This window comes from Bacillus atrophaeus, assembly GCF_001584335.1.
GTDB classification, from domain to species: Bacteria; Bacillota; Bacilli; order Bacillales; family Bacillaceae; genus Bacillus; species Bacillus atrophaeus.
Genome location: NZ_LSBB01000017.1, coordinates 83,559 through 101,337 on the forward strand (window position 1 = coordinate 83,559; position 17,779 = coordinate 101,337).

Sequence of the window (17,779 nt, forward strand, 5' to 3'; positions counted from 1 at the left end):
AGAAAAAGGCGAAGCAGCCCGCTTCGCCTTTTGTTACTGTTGATTCTTCATCACAGCGAGTATGTCCCCCAGCCAAGTCACGTAATTCTTTTCCCGTTCCAACGCTTTCGTCAGAACAAGATAATGGCCGAAATCCGGTGAAGAAAATGATATAGGCTGATCCAATGATTCGATCAGTTCATTGTAGCTATGTTGTAAATCAGACAGCTTCAGCTGTCGTTTCAAAAGCTGATCTGTAAACAAATCAACAGCTTCCTCTTGAGTTAAAGAAGAAATGAAATACGCCTTCAGCATAAATTCATCCTTTACCGTTTCTGGAATCGGGTCCTTTTTTGTCAGCCAAGCGTGCAGTTCCTGTTCGCCGCTTTCTGTCAGCGTGTACATTTTTTTCTCAAGCCTCGTGCCTTGAATCGCTGTTCGAAATTCGATAAAGCCTTCATCCGTCAGCTTTTTCAGCTCGGGATAAATCTGGCTGTGTTTTGCGCTCCAAAACTGTCCGAGCTCCTCTTTAAAATAATTTGTAATATCGTATCCGCTCAATTCGCCTTTACGCAATAGCCCTAAAATGGCGTATTTTAAAATTCTCATGATGTCCTCCATGCAAGCACATTTTGACAGTTAGTATACCATACGCATGCCGGAATCGCAGTTTGCTCATCTTTTTTTTCGTTCATTACGAGACAACAGAATATAAATCTTGGCAAATGGCTTTAAAAGGTGTATAACCAAGTTCGCTGCCACTCGGATAACATGACATTCAGACCGCCGCGGATAGGAACTAATGCTCTTTTTTGGGTTGGATGAATATGGTAATGTACAAACATCCAATTGTTTCAAATTTGAAAAAAGGAGCGCGAGTATGCAAATTAAAGAAATCTTTGTCATCCGCTGCATTTCCTGTCTGAGTGTCGTTCTTCTTCATATTATCTCAATGGTTCTCATTCTTCAGGCTGAAGCTCTGGCTGACATCTCACATACAGTGGATTCTTATCGGACCCTGCTGATGTTCAGTACGCCGGCATTCATCTTTATCTCGGAATTTTTGCTGGCCCGCTCTTATCCCAGAGGGGTGCCGAAGGGTTTTCTGAAGAAAAGAGGAAAAGTGATTTTTGTGCCTTTTCTATTTATCGCTGCCGTTGATGCGGTACTGATGGGGAGTATGATGACGCAGGGGATCGACTTTCTCGCAATCGTGAAAAACTTCCTGGCAAATGTATTTTTAGGCCATTTCATCGGCTACTTTATATTGGTGATTTTTCAATTTTACTTACTCCATATGTGCTTTCACACATTTTTGGAAAAGGCGCAGCCAAAGTGGGTGCTTGCCTGTTCATTTGTCATCACTGCCGCTTATTTAAGCTATTTTTCATTTGGGAGTTCTTCTTCCGCCGCCCCGGATTCTGCTTTTCCTTTCTTCTGGGTTCCTTTTCCGGGCTGGCTGTTCTACTTCTGTCTCGCTTATTATTGCGGAAAACAGTACAAGAGTTTTTTAGCGTTACTGAATAAGTACCGTTATGCGGTATATGGCGCGGCCGCAGTGTCAGCTGTTTTGATTGTTGCCGTTTCCTATTTCGGCGAATTCGGCATGATCAGCTCCAAACGGCCGGACATCATGCTGTATTCAACAAGTATGATTTTCCTGTTCTTTCAGCTGTTTTCAAAGCTTCAGTCCGTTCCGAAAATCATTATGTTTATCAGCAACTATTCTTTTTCTATCTATCTGCTGCACGCTTATTTTATGATCATCGGTTACGTGCTTTTAGCGAATATCAATGACATTCCTGCCGTGTGTGCTGTTGTGCTGCTGTTTGTCATTTGTGTAGGCGGCCCGATCCTCACATCTTGGGTGATGAATAAGTTTAAATACGGTTATCTGTTTGTCGGCAAAATCTATCAGCCGAAGCGGGATAAAGTGAAATTGGAAGTCCGCGATCATGCGGGCTGAAATAAAGGACGGCAGGGCATCGGCCCGCCGTTCTTTGCATTATATCCTCCGTTTTTTTTCTAAATCGCCTTGTGAAGCGGCAGATGGGTTTTTCAGTTGACAGGATGTAAAATAATAGAGAAAGTAAGAAAAGAAGTGAACAAACAGCAAAGGAGATGAGCCATGAACAAAATCATCATTAATGGAGAGCAAATCCGGGATGTAAAAAACCTTCACAGGCAGCTGAAACAAGATTTGGAATTGCCCGAGTATTACGGTGAAAATCTTGATGCGCTCTGGGATTGTTTGACTGGATGGGTTGAGTTTCCGATCGTCATAGAATGGAAGCACTTTGATCAAAGCAAAAAGCTGCTCGGCAGCTCAGCCGAAGCCTTTTGGGAGGTATTTCAAAGCGCAAGAGCAGATGGCTATGATATCACCATAGTGAAATCATAAGCACATGGTTTCATAACTGTTTTTTCAGTGAAACACAAAAAGAACAAAAGGAGTGAGTCACATGAAAGCAGTAGGATTACATCGTTATTTGCCCATTGATGAGCCTGATAGTCTGATAGAAGAAGAGATTGAAAAGCCTGTACCGAAAGGCCGGGACCTGCTTGTCAAAATCGCCGCGGCCTCAGTCAATCCCGTCGATACGAAAATCAGATCGCCGAAAGCAGAGAAGGAAGATGAGCTGAAAATTCTTGGCTGGGATGCTTGCGGAACCGTTGTCCAAACAGGTGAGAATTGTGAATGGTTTCAAGAAGGCGACGAGGTATATTATGCGGGAGATGTAAACCGCCAAGGGTCAAACAGCGAGTATCAGCTCGTCGATGAGCGTATTGCCGCCAAAAAGCCGGAGTCGCTGTCCTGCGCAGAAGCTGCCGCCATGCCTTTGACGACTTTAACAGCGTGGGAGGCGCTTTTCGACCGTCTCCGCATAACAAAAGAGGATGAAGGGAAAACGATTCTGATCATCGGAGGAGCCGGGGGTGTCGGTTCGATTGCAACCCAGCTTGCGAAGCAGGCGGGATTAACCGTGGCAGCTACCGCATCCAGAGAGGAAACGAAGGACTGGTGCTTTAAAATGGGCGCTGATCATGTCATCAACCATCACCAAGAGCTCCTGCCCCAACTGAAAGCTGCGGGGATAAATGGGACAGAATACATCCTTTGCTTAAACGATACAGACGGGCACTGGGAAGGAATGGCTGACGTCATCCTGCCGCAGGGAACCATCTGCTCCATCGTCGAAAATCAGCACCCTCTCGATCTTAATCTGCTGAAAAGCAAAAGCGCCGGCTTTGTCTGGGAGTTCATGTTTACAAGAGCGATGTTTCAGACGGATGACATGATCAAACAGCGAGAGATATTAACAAAAGCCGCAAAAAAATTCGATCAAGGAAAGCTTCACCATACACTGACGACAGTGTTAAAGCCGTTCAGCGCAGAACAGCTGAAAAAAGCCCATGCTAAACTAGAATCAGGCAAAATGATCGGCAAACTCGTCGTAGAATATTCATAAAACAAAAGGCAGCGGTACGGCTGCCTTTTTAGAAGGAGACATGGAACAACATGAATAAAGACAATCTAAGCTATCCGATAGGTGAGTACGAGCCGAAGGAATACATATCAGACCAGCAGAAAACAGAATGGATCAAAGCGCTTGAAGAAGCGCCCGCATTATTGCAAAATGCCATTGGCGGTTTGACGGACAATCAGCTGGACACGCCGTACCGCCCGGGCGGATGGACCGTCCGCCAAGTGGTGCATCATCTGGCGGACAGCCATATGAACAGTTATATCCGTTTTAAGTTAAGCCTTACAGAAGAAACGCCTGCCATTCGTCCATATGATGAAAAAGGGTGGGCCGCGCTGGCGGATTCCAAAACAGCCGATCCAAGCGGTTCGCTGTCTCTGCTTAAGGCTCTTCACGGAAGGTGGACGGCGCTTCTGCGTTCTATGACAGACGAACAATTTAAACGGAGCTTTTATCACCCTGATACAAAGCAAAGCATCACGCTTGAAAATGCTCTCGGCCTATATGTCTGGCATTCTCATCATCATATCGCGCACATTACGGGGCTTGCGGGCCGAATGGGCTGGAATTAGCAGGATTTTCGGCGATAGAAAGCCAGCAGACTGATAGAGATAATAACCAAAAAAGAAATGACGGCGGCTGAGGCATATAAATGGCTAAAGCCGCTGCCGACACTTACATGAATGGCTTCGGTGATCGCATGTCTGACCTCAGGCACGGGAATGTGCTGAAGCTGTTCTTGAAATGAAGCCGGTTGCCCGCTGCTGATGTCGGGAATAGGTATATCTTTTGATGAAAAGCGGCTGTCGGATAAACGGCTGCTCACCTCATCTCCGACACGGTCAAACCCGGCCGTGATAAACCCGGCATAAAAAGCCGGCGCCAATGTCAAACCGACCTGCCTTACCAGTGACAGCGTGCCGAGCGCCGTACCTTTATTCACGTCCGCCGCTTCTGATACTAAGACATTCAGCGGCGCGCCGAGAAGAAAACCAAAACCGGCCCCAGCGATCATACTCGCAATGACAAATTCCCATTTCTCCGTTACCCACAGCGGAAATAAACCAAATCCAATCATTGAAATGATTCCCGACAGCAAAGTTGTTTTGACAGGGCCTTTTTTGTCGGTAAACGCTCCGCCCAGCCAAGCACCGACTCCGGATGCCAGAGCGAGCGGCGTCATCCAATACCCCGCTTTCGCAGCAGATACCCCTAAATATTGCTCCACATAAGACGGTATAAAAATAACAGCCGCCAATAAACCGCCTGACAAAAACCCGATGACAAGGGTCCATTGAAAGACTTTATTTTGCAGCAGCGAATAAGCGAGAATTGGATCTCCGCCTCTTATCTCGACCCGTTTTTCGTACCATAAAAGAAGCGCAAAAAGCCCGAGTCCCAGAACCATAAATCCATAGACATTAAGCTCCGTTATACTGCTCAGCAGCTTTGCCCCGTCAAGATTTGTAATCCCGTACATTACAGACAAGATCGACAGCGACAAGATGAGTGAGCCGAGAAAATCCAGCCGTTTGGCTTCCGAAGCCTTTGTTTCTATAATAAACAGGCCTCCGAAGATAACCAAAAGAACGGCAATCGGCAGATTAATCAAAAACAGCCAATGCCAGGACCCGCTCCAATCAAGCAAAAAGCTGCCGATATTAGGACCGAGCACCGCCGCCATCCCGTTCATCGCGCCAAGCAGTCCAAGCGCCTTCCCTTGCTTTTCTTTCGGGAGCGTGGCAAGGATGTGAGAACTTCCGATAATAAAAATACCGCCGCCTCCCAGCGCTTGAACGAGACGCGAAATCAGAAACATCGGAAAGCTTTGGCTTAACGCAACAAGCAATGAACCGAGACCAAAAAGGCCTACTTCAATCATAAAAAGCTTTTTCCTTCCGTAGCGGTCAGAAAGTTTCCCGACGATCGGAACGCTGACGCTAAGCCCCAATGTATAAAGGGTGATTCCCCATGATCCCCAGGAAGGAGAGACGCCGAATGAACTGTTAATTGTGGTGAGCGCCGCTGAGATAATCCCGTTATCAAGCGCCGCCATAAAAACCCCGATCGTAAATAAACTGATCGCCCATTTCTGTCCGCCTTCCAGGGATTTTGGATTTTCCATATCATCAACTCCTTTTTAGTTCACTTTAAATATATTATTCATTTTAAGTGAACTAAATGTCAAATAAAAAAAGCCTGTGACCGGAATTCCAAGTCAGGCAGACTTTGATTTTTATTCTGCGTTATCAGGTGCAAGTGCTTTAGCGAGAATGGAAAGGCCTTGAGTAACAGCTGCTTTTTCATCAGCGGTCAGCTTTTCCAAAGACCGTTTCAATTTGGTGTGGCCTTTCTCATAGAGCCCTCGAAAAATACTCTTCGCATCCTCTGTTAATTGAATCACGACCGAGCGGCGGTCCGTCTCAGAGTGTGAACGTTTAATAAAACCTGATTTCTCAAGGCGGTCGAGAAGGCCGGTTGTGTTGGACAGGGAAGCGCCCATTTTCTCAGCAATGTCACTGACCTTCAGTGTCCCGTGATTATTCAAAAGCATCAGCACTTTCATTTGCGGCATGCTCATATCAAGCTTCATCCATTCGGATACGTCTCCAAGCCCCGCGGCAGTCAGCACCTTCATATAAAGCACCCATATTTCCCGTTCCTCAGATGATAGGATGTTTTCGTTTAATACGGTCGTGTCATGTAAGTTGTAATCCATCTTCTCACTTCCTCATCATTTGCTCCTGCTTCCATATTACTTATTTTTACGGAAGAAAGAAAGTTGCTTTGACTGGGTTTTGTCCGCAAATGATGTGGTAGTGTATAATATGTTGGAGATTATTGGGGGAAACATGACAAAATAGCTGTAAGACGATTGGAGAGATCATTGCTGATTAAAAAAAATGTTTTATCGATATTAAAAATTGTATTTCCTATTGCTGTTTTGCTCTTTGTGATCTATACGTTAAAAAATGAACTGACGAACCTGTCTTTCAAAAGAACTCTTATGATCATCAACGGCTTGCAGCGCACGGACCTATTTATTCTTGTATTAATCGGACTGCTCGCGGTTGCGGCGATGTCTTTATACGATTTTGTGCTTAAACGCTCACTGCGCCTTTCCATCTCAAATGCGAAGGTTTTCAGAGTATCATGGATTGCCAATTCATTTAATAATGTGCTGGGTTTCGGCGGATTGGCAGGCGTCGGCTTAAGAACGATGCTTTACAAGGAGCATACGAAGGATGTAAAAGGCCTGGTCAAAGGAATCGCGTGGCTTACATCTTCTATGGTACTAGGCCTGTCTGTCTTCAGCATTCTCGTGGCTGTGAGAGTGCTGCCTGTCGAAAAAGTCATGAATGAAAAACCGTGGCTCTGGATTGTAGTAATCGGTTTTGCCCTTGTCGTTCCCGTATCCCTCATCGCGGCAAAGGTGAAAAATGCAAAAACGAAGAATACCGAAGAAACGGCTCAGGTTAAAAATCCGATAGTTTCCTATATCGGAGCTTCATTTGCAGAATGGCTCGCTGCGGGCATGGTCATGTATTTGTCCTTGTTCGCTATGGGGATCCACGCTGATGTGAGGCATGTATTTGGCGTATTTGTGATCGCTGCCCTCGGAGGATTGATCAGCCTTGTGCCCGGAGGCTTCGGCTCATTTGACCTGCTGTTTTTACTCGGTATGGAGCATTTAGGCTTTCATCAGGAAGCCATAGTCGCATCGCTCGTGCTTTATCGCATTGTGTATTCCTTTATTCCATTTGTGCTTGGCCTTTTCTTCGCGGCTGGCGATTTAACTGAGAATACAATGAAGCGGTTTGAAACGAACCCGCGTATTGCCCCGGCGATTGAAACGACCAACGTGCTGCTGATTCTGCAAAGGGCGATTTTAATCAGGCTGCTGTACGGCTCACTCTCGCTCATTGTGTTTGTTGCGGGGGTTATCGTCCTCGTCTCGGTATCTCTGCCGATAGATAAGCTGACCGTCATCCCGCACATTCCGCGTCCAGCTTTGCTGCTGTTTAACGGACTGAGTTTAAGCTCTGCTTTAATTTTGCTCATTTTGCCGATTGAGCTGTATAAACGGACAAAACGCTCTTATATGATGGCGGTCACAGCACTTGTCGGCGGATTTGTATTCAGCTTTTTGAAAGGGCTGAATATCAGCGCCATATTTATTCTGCCCATCGTAATTGTGCTGTTCGTGCTTCTGAAAAAACAATTTGTCAGAGAACAAGCATCTTATACGCTCGGACAAATGATTTTTGCGGTTGCGCTTTTCGTTGTGGCCTTGTTCAACTATAACATCATCGCGGGATTTATTTGGGACCGGATGAACCGGCTCCTTCGCCATGATTACTTTGTGCACGATACTTCACATATCACGCACGCAACCATCATGGCCGTCATTATCGTTCCGCTGTTTTTCTTATTATTCACGGCGTTCTATCATAAAAAAACAAAAACAATCGGTGAACAGGCCGACCCAGAGCGCCTTCAGGAATTTTTGCAGGAAGAGGGGGGCAATGCCCTCAGCCATCTCGGGTTTTTAGGAGATAAGCGGTTTTATTTTTCGAGCGACGGCAAAGCGCTTCTGCTGTTTGGAAAAATATCCAGACGATTGGTGGTGCTGGGCGATCCGTCCGGTCAGAAGGAGTCATTCCCGCTTGTCCTCGAAGAATTTTTAAACGAAGCGCACCAGCATGGTTTCAGTGTGATGTTCTACCAGATTGAGCGGGAAGATATGGCGTTGTACCATGACTTCGGCTACAACTTTTTTAAACTCGGAGAAGAAGCGATCGTGGATATGACCGCCTTTACCTTGTCAGGCAAGAAGAAGGCGGGACTCAGGGCGATTAACAACAGGTTTGAAAGAGAAGAATATACTTTTCATGTCGATGAGCCGCCTTTTTCTGAAGCATTTATAGAGGAATTGAAACAGATCTCTGATGAATGGCTCGGCCCGAAAAAAGAGAAAGGCTTCTCACTTGGATATTTCGATGTTTCTTATTTGCAAAAAGCGCCTGTCGCTTATATGAAAGACCCGGAAGGAAAAATCATTGCGTTCGCCAGTGTGATGCCGATGTACCAAGAAGGAGAAATCTCGGTGGATCTCATGCGGTATAAGAAAGAAGCGCCAAACGGCATCATGGACGCCCTGTTTATCCGGATGTTTCTGTGGGCGAAGGAACAAGGCTACACAGCCTTTAACATGGGGATGGCGCCCTTGGCGAATGTCGGCACGTCCTTTACGTCCTTTTGGTCAGAACGGATTGCCGCCGTCATTTTCAATAATGTGCGCTATATGTACAGCTTCAGCGGCCTCAGGGCATTTAAAGAGAAATATAAACCGGTATGGCGCGGAAAATATCTCGCGTACCGCAAAAACAGATCGCTGCCTGCCACGATGTTTCTCGTGTCACGGCTGATCGGGAAAAGCAAGCGTAATAGTTAATATGAAAAAGCTCCGTCTGGCGCAGACGGAGCTTTTTTTCTGTTTAATTTGTTTTTAAAAAAGTTGTTTCAATATCATCCAGAAGCAGGTTCGCCGCTTTGATTCCGCCGGCTGTCGTCCAGACGATATCATCCACCTCATGAGCGTTTCCAGATTTAACGGCCTTCAGGTTTTTCCAAAGGGGATCGCTCGTCCACTGATTCTGCCATTTTACATTATCTTTGGCGTTATCAGCTGTATACGTAAAGTAGAACAGGACATCACCGTCCATGTCAGGAATCGATTCTTTACTGTCGGTTGAAAAAATAAATTGATCCTTCTGTTTTTTGAACAATTCCTTCTGTTTTTCCGGACGCTTGAATCCAAGCTCGTCTAAAATGATGCCTGAAAAAGAGTCTTTATAATAGATTCTGGACTCGCCGGACATAAAACGGACGACTGAAACCGTTTTGTTTTTCTGGTCGCCAAGTTTTCCGCTGATGTCGGACACACGTTTATTAAATGTTTGAATGACTTCTTTTCCTTTATCCGCTTTGTTGACGGCGTTTGCATAAAGAGTCAGATTGTCTTTCCAATTGCCCGCCAGAGACTCGGCAAAGACAGTCGGCGCTATCTTATTCAGCTGGTCATAAATCTTTTCCTGGCGCACTTTATTTCCGATAATTAAATCAGGCTCTAATTCCGCAATCGCTTCTACATTCGGCTCGGTTTCAAGCCCCACGTCTTTTACATTTTTCATATCGCTTTTAATATAGTCATACCACGGGTCGCCTTTCCACGATCTGACTGCCCCAACGGGAGTAATTCCGAGGGCTAAAAGCGCTTCCGTTCCTTCATTCGTCAGCACCACGATTCGCTTTGGATTCGCGGGAATGTTAGTTGACGTCCCCATCGCATGCTTAATCGTTCTTGTTTCACTGCTGTTCCCCTTGCTGTCATTTGAACTCCCGCTGCTGTTACAGGCAGAAAGTACCATGATCGCCATAACGAATACGAATAGCATGGTGATTTGCTTTTTCATTTTTTTCCTCCTACATTGAAATCTGTTCTCAATTAGATCATAATTATCAACAATCTGACTGTCAATCATTAATTGAGGTTGATTTTCAAAATCACTAGAGTCTGATAAAATTAATAAGGATGTATACATAGTGAAAAATAGGAGAATTGGACGATGCTCTTTCGAAAGACGTATTTTAAAGTTCTGGTTTTGATTAGTCTTCTTATTTTGTTATTGGCAGTAAACTGTGCGAGTGTCGTGTATGGATATACAGATACATCATGGGGATTGGTCTATCAAGCGTTTACATCTTTTGATGGATCAAACGAACACTTAATCGTGCAAAATGTAAGGCTGCCGCGCGCCCTCGTAGCCACAGCGGTCGGGGCCTCGCTGGCTGTCGCCGGAGCTTTAATGCAGGCGCTGACAAAAAATCCGCTCGCTTCTCCGGGGATTTTCGGAATAAACGCGGGGTCTGGATTTTTCGTGGTCGCCGGTTCATTCTTTCTCCATATCCAATCGCCCCATGCGCTGGGGTGGAGTTCTTTTATCGGCGCAGCCTTTACCGCGGCGATTGTGTATGGAGCTGGCTCATTGGGGAGGGAAGGGTTAACTCCGGTTAAGCTGACGCTGGCCGGAGCTGCTATGGCGGCGATGTTTTCCTCTCTGACTCAAGGATTGCTCGCTGTGAATGAGCTTGAGCTTGAACAGGTGCTTTTCTGGCTCACAGGCTCTGTACAGGGACGCAGTCTCCATTTGCTTTTGTTAATGCTGCCTTATGCCGCTGTTGCGCTGATCATCAGTTTCTTCCTCGGACAAAAAATAAATCTGCTGTCAATGGGAGAAGACGTAGCCAAGGGCCTTGGGCAAAAAACGGGTCTGTTAAAATTAGTTATGGCGATATGTATCGTTCTGCTTGCCGGTTCGGCAGTTGCGATCGCCGGGCCGATTTCATTCATCGGGATTATCATTCCTCACTTTGCCCGGTTTGTCATCGGAAATGACTACCGCTGGATTTTGCCTTTTAGCGCTGTGCTGGGCGCGATCCTGCTTGTGACCGCAGATATTGGCGCGCGCTATATTATTATGCCGCAGGAAGTTCCGGTCGGTGTAATGACGGCGATTATCGGAATGCCGATCTTTGTTTATATTGCAAGAAGGGGGAAGACTATATGAAACAGATTCGGACGTTTCGCTTCGGCAGCGGAAAAGTCATGACGGCAGCCGAAAAAAAAGCCTTGTTCGTCTTCTTGATCTTACTCATCTTGACGGCGGCAACACTGTTGATAAGCGCCGGTCTCGGCCAGCGGTTTATTTCCCCGTGGCAAGTGGCAAAGACGCTGTTTGGGGCAGGCACAACGCTCGATGAAATGATTGTGCAGTCATTCCGTATGCCAAGGATTTTGGTCGCTTTAGTAGCGGGGATCTGTTTGGCTGTTGCCGGCGCGATTTTGCAAGGTCTGGTCCGCAATCCATTGGCTTCTCCTGATATTATCGGAATAACAGGCGGCGCCGCTGTGGCGGTTATGCTTTTTCTCTTGCTCTTTTCAGACAGCAATGATTCGCTGACGGTCAGTCTGTCCTGGCTTCCCGTCGCCGCCTTTATCGGCGCCGCGCTCGTAGGGCTCATCATTTACGTATTAGCCTACAAAAACGGCGCCTCGACCTTCCGTCTCGTGTTGATCGGCATAGGATTTTCCATGTGCGCGCAGGCGATGACGACACTGCTGATGATTAAAGGTCCTATCTACAGGGCGTCTCAAGCCAATGTTTACATTACAGGCTCTGTGTACGGGTCAAACTGGCAGCATGTGAAAGTGGCTGCGGCATTTTCAATTGTACTCTTAGTGATTTGTTTTGTTTCGCTTAAAAATATGAATATACAAGGGCTTGGTGAGGATGTGGCTGCTGGTGCGGGAAGCTCTGTTCAGCGAAACCGTTTTTTTCTGCTGCTGTTAAGTACCGCCTTAACCGGCTGTGCGGTTTCTGTTGCGGGCACCCTCGGTTTCGTAGGTTTAATGGCGCCCCACATTGCAAGGCGGCTTGTCGGTTCGTCGTTTGGCGCGCTCTTGCCTGTATCTGCACTGATCGGCGGTTTGCTTGTCTTGCTGGCTGACATTGTCGGGAGAACGTTCTTTTCCCCGGTGGAAGTCCCGGCTGGCGTCTTCACAGCCGCGATCGGCGCACCTTACTTCATTTATCTGTTATATAAAACAAGAAATAACTGATGCAGAAAACTCATTTTCAGAAGAAAATGAGTTTTTTGTTTTAAAATACTAAATATTCTCATTTCTTGTTTGTTATACTAAAACGTGACAATGAAAGCAGAAAGGGATGGCTTGACATGAGAGAGGCAAAGGTATTGAAATATGAAGCATTTGCGAGCGAACCTAACCAAGGAAATCCGGCGGGAATTGTGTTTGACGGAGACAGCTATTCAGAAGATGATATGCAAAAAATTGCTGAATTGACAGGTTATTCGGAAACCTCCTTTCTATTGAAAAGCGATTCGGCCGATTTAGAAATCCGCTATTTTACACCTGGACACGAAATGGACTTATGCGGACATGCAACCGTCGCCTCATTATTTGCATTGTGCGAAAAAGGCGGTCTTGAAAAGGGGAAGACATATAACATACAAACGAAAGCCGGCATTTTGCCTGTGGAGATTTCAGAAAGGGAGGGGCGTATCCATATTACCCTTGAACAGGCTTCTCCCCAATTTAAAGCTTTTACAGGAGATAAAGAAAAGCTGGCGGCCTCTCTTGGCTTAACAATCAGCGATTTTCATGACAAACTGCCGATTGTTTATGGCAATACGGGGATCTGGACGACAATTGTTCCGTTAAAAACCTTAGATGCTTCAAAAAGAATAAGGCCTAACAACAATCAATTCCCAGACGTTTTAATTGATCTTCCCAAAGCTTCCGTCCATCCGTTTACGTTTGAAACGATTCATCCCGATTGCGATCTGCACGGCCGCCATTTCTCCTCGCCTTATTCGGGAACAACGGAAGATCCCGTAACCGGCACAGCTTCCGGCGTGATGGCTGCCTATATGAAAACATACGGTCATGCGGATCAGCAGGTTTTCACAATTGAACAAGGACAAGAGATGGGGAAAGACGGAAAAGTTGAAATTGCTGTCCTTGAAGAAAACCAAGAAATGAAAATAAAAATGACAGGAACCGCCGTATATGCGGAAACCCTGATACTTAACATCTGATTTTAGTTTACAAAAGGCATTCCTTTCCGTTATCATTACTAATGATAATCATTTTCAATTGTATAGGAAGGTGAATCGGCATGCCTCACACCGAACAAATAAATCAACATTCATCCATTCGAGATATTATCCGAAATAGAAGATCAATCAGAAAATTCAAAGCTGAACCAGTTGCTTCAGATATCATGCTGGAGATGCTTGATTCCGCTGTATATGCGCCAAACCACAGACTGACGGAGCCGTGGAGATTTATTTACGTCTCAAGCGAAACAGGTAAAAAAATCTGGCAAATCAGTATATATCTTTTTTCAAACGAACAAAACCCGACCTGACAGAAGAAAAGGTGCAAAATGTGAAAAACACGCTGAGCGGTGTGCCCGGTTTTCTTCTTGTTGTATGTAAAGTGGATGAAAATGAAAGAGCAAAAGATGACGACTTTGCAGCTGTCAGCTGCCTCATCCAAAATCTTCAGCTCCTTGCCTGGGAAAAAGGGATCGGCATGGTGTGGAAAAGCGGCCCAATCCTTTACGATAAAGAGATGCACAAGGCTTTCGGGTTGAAGGACGACGAACGCTTTGCCGCTATCATCCAAACCGGCTATCCTGATGAAATGCCGAAAGTCAAAGACCGCACACCTGTGCGCGAGCGGTTTACTGAACTGTAAAAAAACCCCGTCTTCAGAAGAGACGGGGTTTTTGCCGGTTAACGGTTTTTATTTTTCGCCCGGTTGTCAGCGGCTTTCATACGCGCTTGTGCTTCACGGTCTGCTGAATCAGCAAGCTCGCTTGAGTATTCCTCATATACGCCGTCAGCTTCACGTTTATATGCGTCAGGAACTTGAGGAAGTTTTTGTTTGTTTTTATCACGGTTTTTGTGGATATGATTTCTGCCCATTACACATTCCCCCTGAAAAAAGTGATATCAAACAAACATAGTATCTGCCGCTGACGCGTTTCTATTCAAAGCAAAGTTTATTTGCGTTTGGCAGCTTTTTCTGCTTTTTTAAATTCGCCGGAATAAAGTACTTCCTGCATTTTTTTCAGATTCGCTCCCTGCTGATGTTTCTCCCGCTTCTTTTCCATAAAAGACCCTCCTTTATGATAAACAGTGTATTCTTAGGGTGATGCATTCCTGCTAATTTTATACAGCGTTCCGGTTCTTTAATAGATGGGAGAGTGCAAAGCCGAGATCTGAATAGGTGTAACGGAACCCCTCTACAATGGCTTTTTTAGGCAGAGCGCGCTGTCCTTTCACAATAAGCAGGCTCATTTCGCCCAGTGCTTTTGTTAAAAAGAATTCCGGCACGGGAAGCCAGTGCGGACGGTGTTTGATGCGTGCGATCGCTTTGCCGAACTGTTTCATTTCGACAGGATTTGGTGATGTTACATTGACTGGGCCGGATACGCTGTCGTGTTCGATCGCGAAGGAAATCAAGTCGGCCGCATCGCCCACATGGACCCATGACAGCCATTGATCCCCTGAACCGATCGTCCCTCCGGCGAACAGCTTGTATGGCAGCACCATCAGGGGCAGGGCGCCTTTTTCTCCAAGCATGACGCCGAATCTTGCATAAACGGTGCGAATGCCGAGCGCTTCGATCCTTTGTCCTTCGCGCTCCCATACATGCGCCGTATGGCTGAGAAAGTCTTCATTTGATGTGGGGGAATCCTCAGTAAAGGACTCGGTGCCGCTCGTACCGTAAATGCCGACAGCACTCGCCTGAATGAGGACGTCCGGTTTGTCCGTTTGTTTATGAATAAGCCTTCTCACTTCTCTCGTTGAATCAACGCGGCTGGAGAGAATCTGCTGTTTTGTATCTTCCGTCCAGCGGCCAAAAATGGATTGTCCCGCGAGATTCACCCAGGCGTCAATATGGGGAAGCTCTTGTTCAGGCGCAGCATCCTCAGTCAGCCATTGAACATACGTGATATTTTTTTGTTCAGTTTCTTTCGGTTTTCTTGATAGAATATAGACATGGTGTCCCTGCCGGGTGAAAACACCTGTCAGATGCTGACCGAGAAATCCGGTGCCGCCCGTCATCGCAATATTCATAAACATCTCTCCTCATGATTCTGATAGTTATACTTTACCTCATTTTAATAAAAGAAAACGCCTGACACGGGCGCAAGAAGGGAGATCGGCATGCCGTTTATCACGAAAATCACAACGCAGAAAAAAACGACCGAGCGCTTTAACATTTTTCTCGATAATAAATATGCTTTCAGTGTGGATGCGGACGTACTCGTCAAATTCGACCTGAAAAAAGGAAAAGAACTCGACGACCTTGATATCGTTGAGATTCAATACGGGGATGAAGTAAAGAAAGGCTTTAACCGTGCGCTTGAATTTTTATCATACCGGATGCGCTCAACAAAAGAGGTAACGGACCATTTAAAGAAGAAAGAAATATCAGATCCGGCCATTACAGAAATCATCCATAAGCTGAATGATTATCGCTATCTGAATGATAAAGAGTTCGCAGAAGCTTATGCGAGCACACATAAGAAAACAAATGGAAAGGGACCGGACGTTCTTTATAAAGAGTTAAGGTCAAAGGGGATCGACGATGACACGATCAAAGAGACACTGAGCACATTTTCTTTTGAGGAACAGACAGAAGAGGCGCTGAAGCATATCGGAAAAATCCTGAAAAAAGAAAAAAAGCTCTCTACAAAAGAAATCAAGCAGCGAGCGCAAATGCTTTTGCAGCGAAAGGGCTTCTCCTTCGACGTCATCACAGCGGCGCTTGAGCAGACCGAGTATGCAAACGATGAAGATACAGAAAGGGAAGCGTTACGGCAGCACGCTGAAAAGGCGCTAAGAAAATACCGATATGACGGCTCCTACGAGAGCAAGATGAAGGTAAAACAATATTTATTCAGAAAAGGATTCTCACTGGATATGATAGACCAATTTCTGCAGGAAGAGGAGTAATTACAGAATGGACAAACGATACAGCCAAATGACTGAGCACGAATTGCATACAGAAATTTCCGGACTTTCTGAAAAAGCGAGAAAAGCGGAACAGCTTGGAATCGTAAATGAACTGGCAGTGCTGGAACGGAAAATCACGATGGCAAAAGCATATTTGCTGAAACCGGAAGACTTTTCACCGGGCGAAAGCTACCAGATAGAAGGCTCAGAGGACGAGTTTCATATCAGCTATTTAAACGGAGTGTTTGCATGGGGGTTCCGGAAATCTTCTCCCGAACAGGAAGAGGCCCTGCCGATATCTGTCTTAAAAGAAAAAGGTGAAAGAAGAGGCTGAAAACAGGCCTCTTCTTTTTTTGAAAAAAAGGCACCAGCACATTAGCTATAATATTTTGGGGAAAAATGATTGAATTCGCCTCTGATATCTTTTAAGATGAAATCTGTTGTTTTTTAAAAAGGAGGCGATTTGCGTTGAGTATCAAAAATAAGCAGGCATCAGTTAAACTGATCATTTTCGTATTAATGATCTGCACCTTTTCGATCGGGTATACCGAATATGCTGTGATGGGTATTTTGACGTCGATTGCCGATGACTTTAACATACATGTATCCTCTGCGGGGCTTCTTGTCACCGCGTATGCGGCAAGCGTCTGTCTGACAGGCCCGCTCGTAACGATTATTTCAGTCAAACTGCCGAGAAAACCTGTGCTTCTCGGATTAATGGGCGTCTTTATCCTGTCTAACCTGATCAGCGTGTTAGCGCCTAATTTTGCTGTATTGGCTATTTCGAGAATCTTATCAGCTTCGATACACGGTGCCTTCTTTGCTATCGCAATGGTATTTGCAAGTGAAATGGTGCCGCCTGAAAAACGTTCAGCCGCCGCCGCATCCATGAACGGCGGTTTAACAGTAGCCTTAATGCTCGGCGTTCCGTTCGGCTCCTACTTAGGAGATATCATGAATTGGCGATTTGTCTTTGGAATTATTACCATCCTTGGCGCAGTCGGTTTTATCGGACTTATGCTGACTGTTCCGAACCGGAAACCAAAAGTCATTCCGGTGCTTATGAATGAATGGGGCGTGTTCAAACAAAAGCAAGTGCTGTATTCGTTTGCGATTACGATTCTGGGTTATTCAGGCGTATTTATCGCTTATACGTTCATTGAACCGATGCTCAGAAATTCAGCAGGATTCGGCACCGTGGGCATCACGGGCGCTTTATTTGCCTACGGGTTAGGCGGAGTCGCAGGAAACTTTTTCGCAGGAAAAGTGCCGCTTCATCTGCTGACACGGACGATGATTGGCGTCATGATCGGTTTAATCGGTGTGCTGTCTGTTTTTCCATACATGGCGGTATATCCGGCAGCGGCCATTTTAGCCACGTTCTTATTCGGGGCTTGCGCGTTCGGCACCCCTCCGCTCTTGCAAACAAAGGTAATTTCATCTTCTAATAGCGGGACAACCATCGCCGCAGCTGTCAGTGTATCTGCGTTTAACCTCGCCAATGCGCTTGGAGCGTGGATCGGCGGAATCATCTTAAGCGGAACCGGGTCTTATCACTGGCTGTTTGCCGGCGGAGCGCTGGTGACCGCTCTTGGCCTAGTTCTGTCCACATTCGCGCATTTTTCTGAAAAGAAAAGCATGTATCAATATGAAATCAATAAAAGCTAGACACACAAAAACAGCTGCAGACGCCCGCAGCT

Annotated in this window: 18 protein-coding genes and 1 pseudogene; 12 read left to right on the forward strand and 7 right to left on the reverse strand. The window is 45.9% G+C overall.

Annotated features, from left to right (window positions below):
- Positions 1 to 33: 33 nt before the first annotated feature.
- Positions 34 to 588, reverse strand: a complete 555-nt coding sequence (locus AXI57_RS08520) for a PadR family transcriptional regulator (RefSeq protein ID WP_061669825.1) — start codon at positions 586 to 588, stop codon at positions 34 to 36.
- Positions 589 to 859: 271 nt separating this feature from the next.
- Here AXI57_RS08520 and AXI57_RS08525 point away from each other — a divergent pair, with 271 nt between their 5' ends.
- The 4 genes from AXI57_RS08525 to bstA all read left to right on the forward strand — a co-directional run bounded on the left by AXI57_RS08525 (position 860) and on the right by bstA (position 4,036).
- On the forward strand, positions 860 to 1,945 hold the full coding sequence (locus AXI57_RS08525) for an acyltransferase family protein (RefSeq protein WP_061669826.1): 1,086 nt from the start codon (positions 860 to 862) through the stop codon (positions 1,943 to 1,945).
- 162 nt (positions 1,946 to 2,107) lie between these two features.
- The gene (locus tag AXI57_RS08530; RefSeq protein WP_004430559.1) at positions 2,108 to 2,380 is read left to right on the forward strand and encodes a barstar family protein; all 273 of its coding nucleotides are present in this window, start codon (positions 2,108 to 2,110) and stop codon (positions 2,378 to 2,380) included.
- 61 nt (positions 2,381 to 2,441) lie between these two features.
- Positions 2,442 to 3,449 (forward strand): zinc-binding alcohol dehydrogenase family protein, encoded by a 1,008-nt coding sequence (locus AXI57_RS08535; protein ID WP_061669827.1) that lies wholly within the window; start codon positions 2,442 to 2,444, stop codon positions 3,447 to 3,449.
- A gap of 50 nt (positions 3,450 to 3,499) precedes the next feature.
- The gene (bstA, locus tag AXI57_RS08540) at positions 3,500 to 4,036 is read left to right on the forward strand and encodes a bacillithiol transferase BstA (RefSeq protein ID WP_010787996.1); all 537 of its coding nucleotides are present in this window, start codon (positions 3,500 to 3,502) and stop codon (positions 4,034 to 4,036) included.
- Here bstA and AXI57_RS08545 read toward each other — a convergent pair.
- Both AXI57_RS08545 and AXI57_RS08550 read right to left on the reverse strand, forming a co-directional pair.
- Positions 4,033 to 5,589, reverse strand: coding sequence for an MFS transporter (locus tag AXI57_RS08545; RefSeq protein ID WP_061669828.1), 1,557 nt, complete (start codon positions 5,587 to 5,589; stop codon positions 4,033 to 4,035). The two genes, bstA and AXI57_RS08545, sit on opposite strands and share 4 nt — an antisense overlap.
- A 111-nt stretch (positions 5,590 to 5,700) precedes the next feature.
- Complete coding sequence (locus AXI57_RS08550; protein WP_004430569.1) at positions 5,701 to 6,183, reverse strand: MarR family transcriptional regulator; 483 nt, start codon at positions 6,181 to 6,183, stop codon at positions 5,701 to 5,703.
- Between the two features lie 168 nt (positions 6,184 to 6,351).
- Between AXI57_RS08550 and mprF the strand changes: the two genes are divergently transcribed.
- Positions 6,352 to 8,919, forward strand: coding sequence for a bifunctional lysylphosphatidylglycerol flippase/synthetase MprF (gene mprF / locus AXI57_RS08555; protein WP_061669829.1), 2,568 nt, complete (start codon positions 6,352 to 6,354; stop codon positions 8,917 to 8,919).
- A 43-nt stretch (positions 8,920 to 8,962) separates the two neighbouring features.
- Here mprF and AXI57_RS08560 read toward each other — a convergent pair whose 3' ends face one another.
- Positions 8,963 to 9,940 (reverse strand): ABC transporter substrate-binding protein, encoded by a 978-nt coding sequence (locus AXI57_RS08560; RefSeq protein WP_010787999.1) that lies wholly within the window; start codon positions 9,938 to 9,940, stop codon positions 8,963 to 8,965.
- A 153-nt stretch (positions 9,941 to 10,093) separates the two neighbouring features.
- Between AXI57_RS08560 and AXI57_RS08565 the strand changes: the two genes are divergently transcribed.
- The 4 genes and pseudogenes from AXI57_RS08565 to AXI57_RS08580 all read left to right on the forward strand — a co-directional run bounded on the left by AXI57_RS08565 (position 10,094) and on the right by AXI57_RS08580 (position 13,809).
- Positions 10,094 to 11,095 carry a FecCD family ABC transporter permease gene (locus AXI57_RS08565; protein WP_061669830.1) on the forward strand — a complete coding sequence of 334 codons (1,002 nt, stop codon included), beginning with the start codon at positions 10,094 to 10,096 and terminating at the stop codon, positions 11,093 to 11,095.
- A gap of 38 nt (positions 11,096 to 11,133) precedes the next feature.
- Positions 11,134 to 12,147: a FecCD family ABC transporter permease gene (locus AXI57_RS08570; protein ID WP_087941833.1), complete on the forward strand. Its 1,014-nt coding sequence runs from the start codon at positions 11,134 to 11,136 to the stop codon at positions 12,145 to 12,147.
- A 116-nt stretch (positions 12,148 to 12,263) separates the two neighbouring features.
- Entirely contained in the window at positions 12,264 to 13,145 is an 882-nt protein-coding gene (locus AXI57_RS08575) for a PhzF family phenazine biosynthesis isomerase (protein ID WP_061669831.1), read from the forward strand.
- Between the two features lie 80 nt (positions 13,146 to 13,225).
- Positions 13,226 to 13,809 (forward strand): annotated as a pseudogene (locus AXI57_RS08580) (nitroreductase family protein).
- Between the two features lie 38 nt (positions 13,810 to 13,847).
- Here AXI57_RS08580 and AXI57_RS08585 read toward each other — a convergent pair.
- The 3 genes from AXI57_RS08585 to AXI57_RS08590 all read right to left on the reverse strand — a co-directional run bounded on the left by AXI57_RS08585 (position 13,848) and on the right by AXI57_RS08590 (position 15,197).
- Positions 13,848 to 14,039: a YfhD family protein gene (locus tag AXI57_RS08585; protein WP_004430587.1), complete on the reverse strand. Its 192-nt coding sequence runs from the start codon at positions 14,037 to 14,039 to the stop codon at positions 13,848 to 13,850.
- Positions 14,040 to 14,116: 77 nt separating this feature from the next.
- On the reverse strand, positions 14,117 to 14,227 hold the full coding sequence (locus AXI57_RS20775) for a YfhE family protein (RefSeq protein WP_003223230.1): 111 nt from the start codon (positions 14,225 to 14,227) through the stop codon (positions 14,117 to 14,119).
- 58 nt (positions 14,228 to 14,285) lie between these two features.
- On the reverse strand, positions 14,286 to 15,197 hold the full coding sequence (locus tag AXI57_RS08590) for a TIGR01777 family oxidoreductase (RefSeq protein WP_004430588.1): 912 nt from the start codon (positions 15,195 to 15,197) through the stop codon (positions 14,286 to 14,288).
- Positions 15,198 to 15,287: 90 nt separating this feature from the next.
- Here AXI57_RS08590 and recX point away from each other — a divergent pair, with 90 nt between their 5' ends.
- The 3 genes from recX to AXI57_RS08605 all read left to right on the forward strand — a co-directional run bounded on the left by recX (position 15,288) and on the right by AXI57_RS08605 (position 17,747).
- A complete protein-coding gene (gene recX / locus AXI57_RS08595; protein ID WP_004430590.1) occupies positions 15,288 to 16,079 on the forward strand; it encodes a recombination regulator RecX in 792 nt (263 codons plus the stop codon).
- A gap of 7 nt (positions 16,080 to 16,086) precedes the next feature.
- Positions 16,087 to 16,413 carry a YfhH family protein gene (locus AXI57_RS08600; protein ID WP_061669832.1) on the forward strand — a complete coding sequence of 109 codons (327 nt, stop codon included), beginning with the start codon at positions 16,087 to 16,089 and terminating at the stop codon, positions 16,411 to 16,413.
- Between the two features lie 134 nt (positions 16,414 to 16,547).
- A complete protein-coding gene (locus AXI57_RS08605) occupies positions 16,548 to 17,747 on the forward strand; it encodes an MFS transporter (protein WP_061669833.1) in 1,200 nt (399 codons plus the stop codon).
- Positions 17,748 to 17,779: the final 32 nt, after the last annotated feature.

Excerpts from the sequence above, each read along its gene's own strand:
- AXI57_RS08520 (WP_061669825.1), bottom strand. The coding sequence starts at position 588 with ATGAGAATTTTAAAATACGCCATTTTAGGGCTATTGCGTAAAGGCGAA.
- AXI57_RS08525 (WP_061669826.1), top strand. The coding sequence starts at position 860 with ATGCAAATTAAAGAAATCTTTGTCATCCGCTGCATTTCCTGTCTGAGT.
- AXI57_RS08530 (WP_004430559.1), top strand. The coding sequence starts at position 2,108 with ATGAACAAAATCATCATTAATGGAGAGCAAATCCGGGATGTAAAAAAC.
- AXI57_RS08535 (WP_061669827.1), top strand. The coding sequence starts at position 2,442 with ATGAAAGCAGTAGGATTACATCGTTATTTGCCCATTGATGAGCCTGAT.
- bstA (WP_010787996.1), top strand. The coding sequence starts at position 3,500 with ATGAATAAAGACAATCTAAGCTATCCGATAGGTGAGTACGAGCCGAAG.
- AXI57_RS08545 (WP_061669828.1), bottom strand. The coding sequence starts at position 5,589 with ATGGAAAATCCAAAATCCCTGGAAGGCGGACAGAAATGGGCGATCAGT.
- AXI57_RS08550 (WP_004430569.1), bottom strand. The coding sequence starts at position 6,183 with ATGGATTACAACTTACATGACACGACCGTATTAAACGAAAACATCCTA.
- AXI57_RS08560 (WP_010787999.1), bottom strand. The coding sequence starts at position 9,940 with ATGAAAAAGCAAATCACCATGCTATTCGTATTCGTTATGGCGATCATG.
- AXI57_RS08565 (WP_061669830.1), top strand. The coding sequence starts at position 10,094 with ATGCTCTTTCGAAAGACGTATTTTAAAGTTCTGGTTTTGATTAGTCTT.
- AXI57_RS08570 (WP_087941833.1), top strand. The coding sequence starts at position 11,134 with ATGACGGCAGCCGAAAAAAAAGCCTTGTTCGTCTTCTTGATCTTACTC.
- AXI57_RS08575 (WP_061669831.1), top strand. The coding sequence starts at position 12,264 with ATGAGAGAGGCAAAGGTATTGAAATATGAAGCATTTGCGAGCGAACCT.
- AXI57_RS08585 (WP_004430587.1), bottom strand. The coding sequence starts at position 14,039 with ATGGGCAGAAATCATATCCACAAAAACCGTGATAAAAACAAACAAAAA.
- AXI57_RS20775 (WP_003223230.1), bottom strand. The coding sequence starts at position 14,227 with ATGGAAAAGAAGCGGGAGAAACATCAGCAGGGAGCGAATCTGAAAAAA.
- AXI57_RS08590 (WP_004430588.1), bottom strand. The coding sequence starts at position 15,197 with ATGAATATTGCGATGACGGGCGGCACCGGATTTCTCGGTCAGCATCTG.
- recX (WP_004430590.1), top strand. The coding sequence starts at position 15,288 with ATGCCGTTTATCACGAAAATCACAACGCAGAAAAAAACGACCGAGCGC.
- AXI57_RS08600 (WP_061669832.1), top strand. The coding sequence starts at position 16,087 with ATGGACAAACGATACAGCCAAATGACTGAGCACGAATTGCATACAGAA.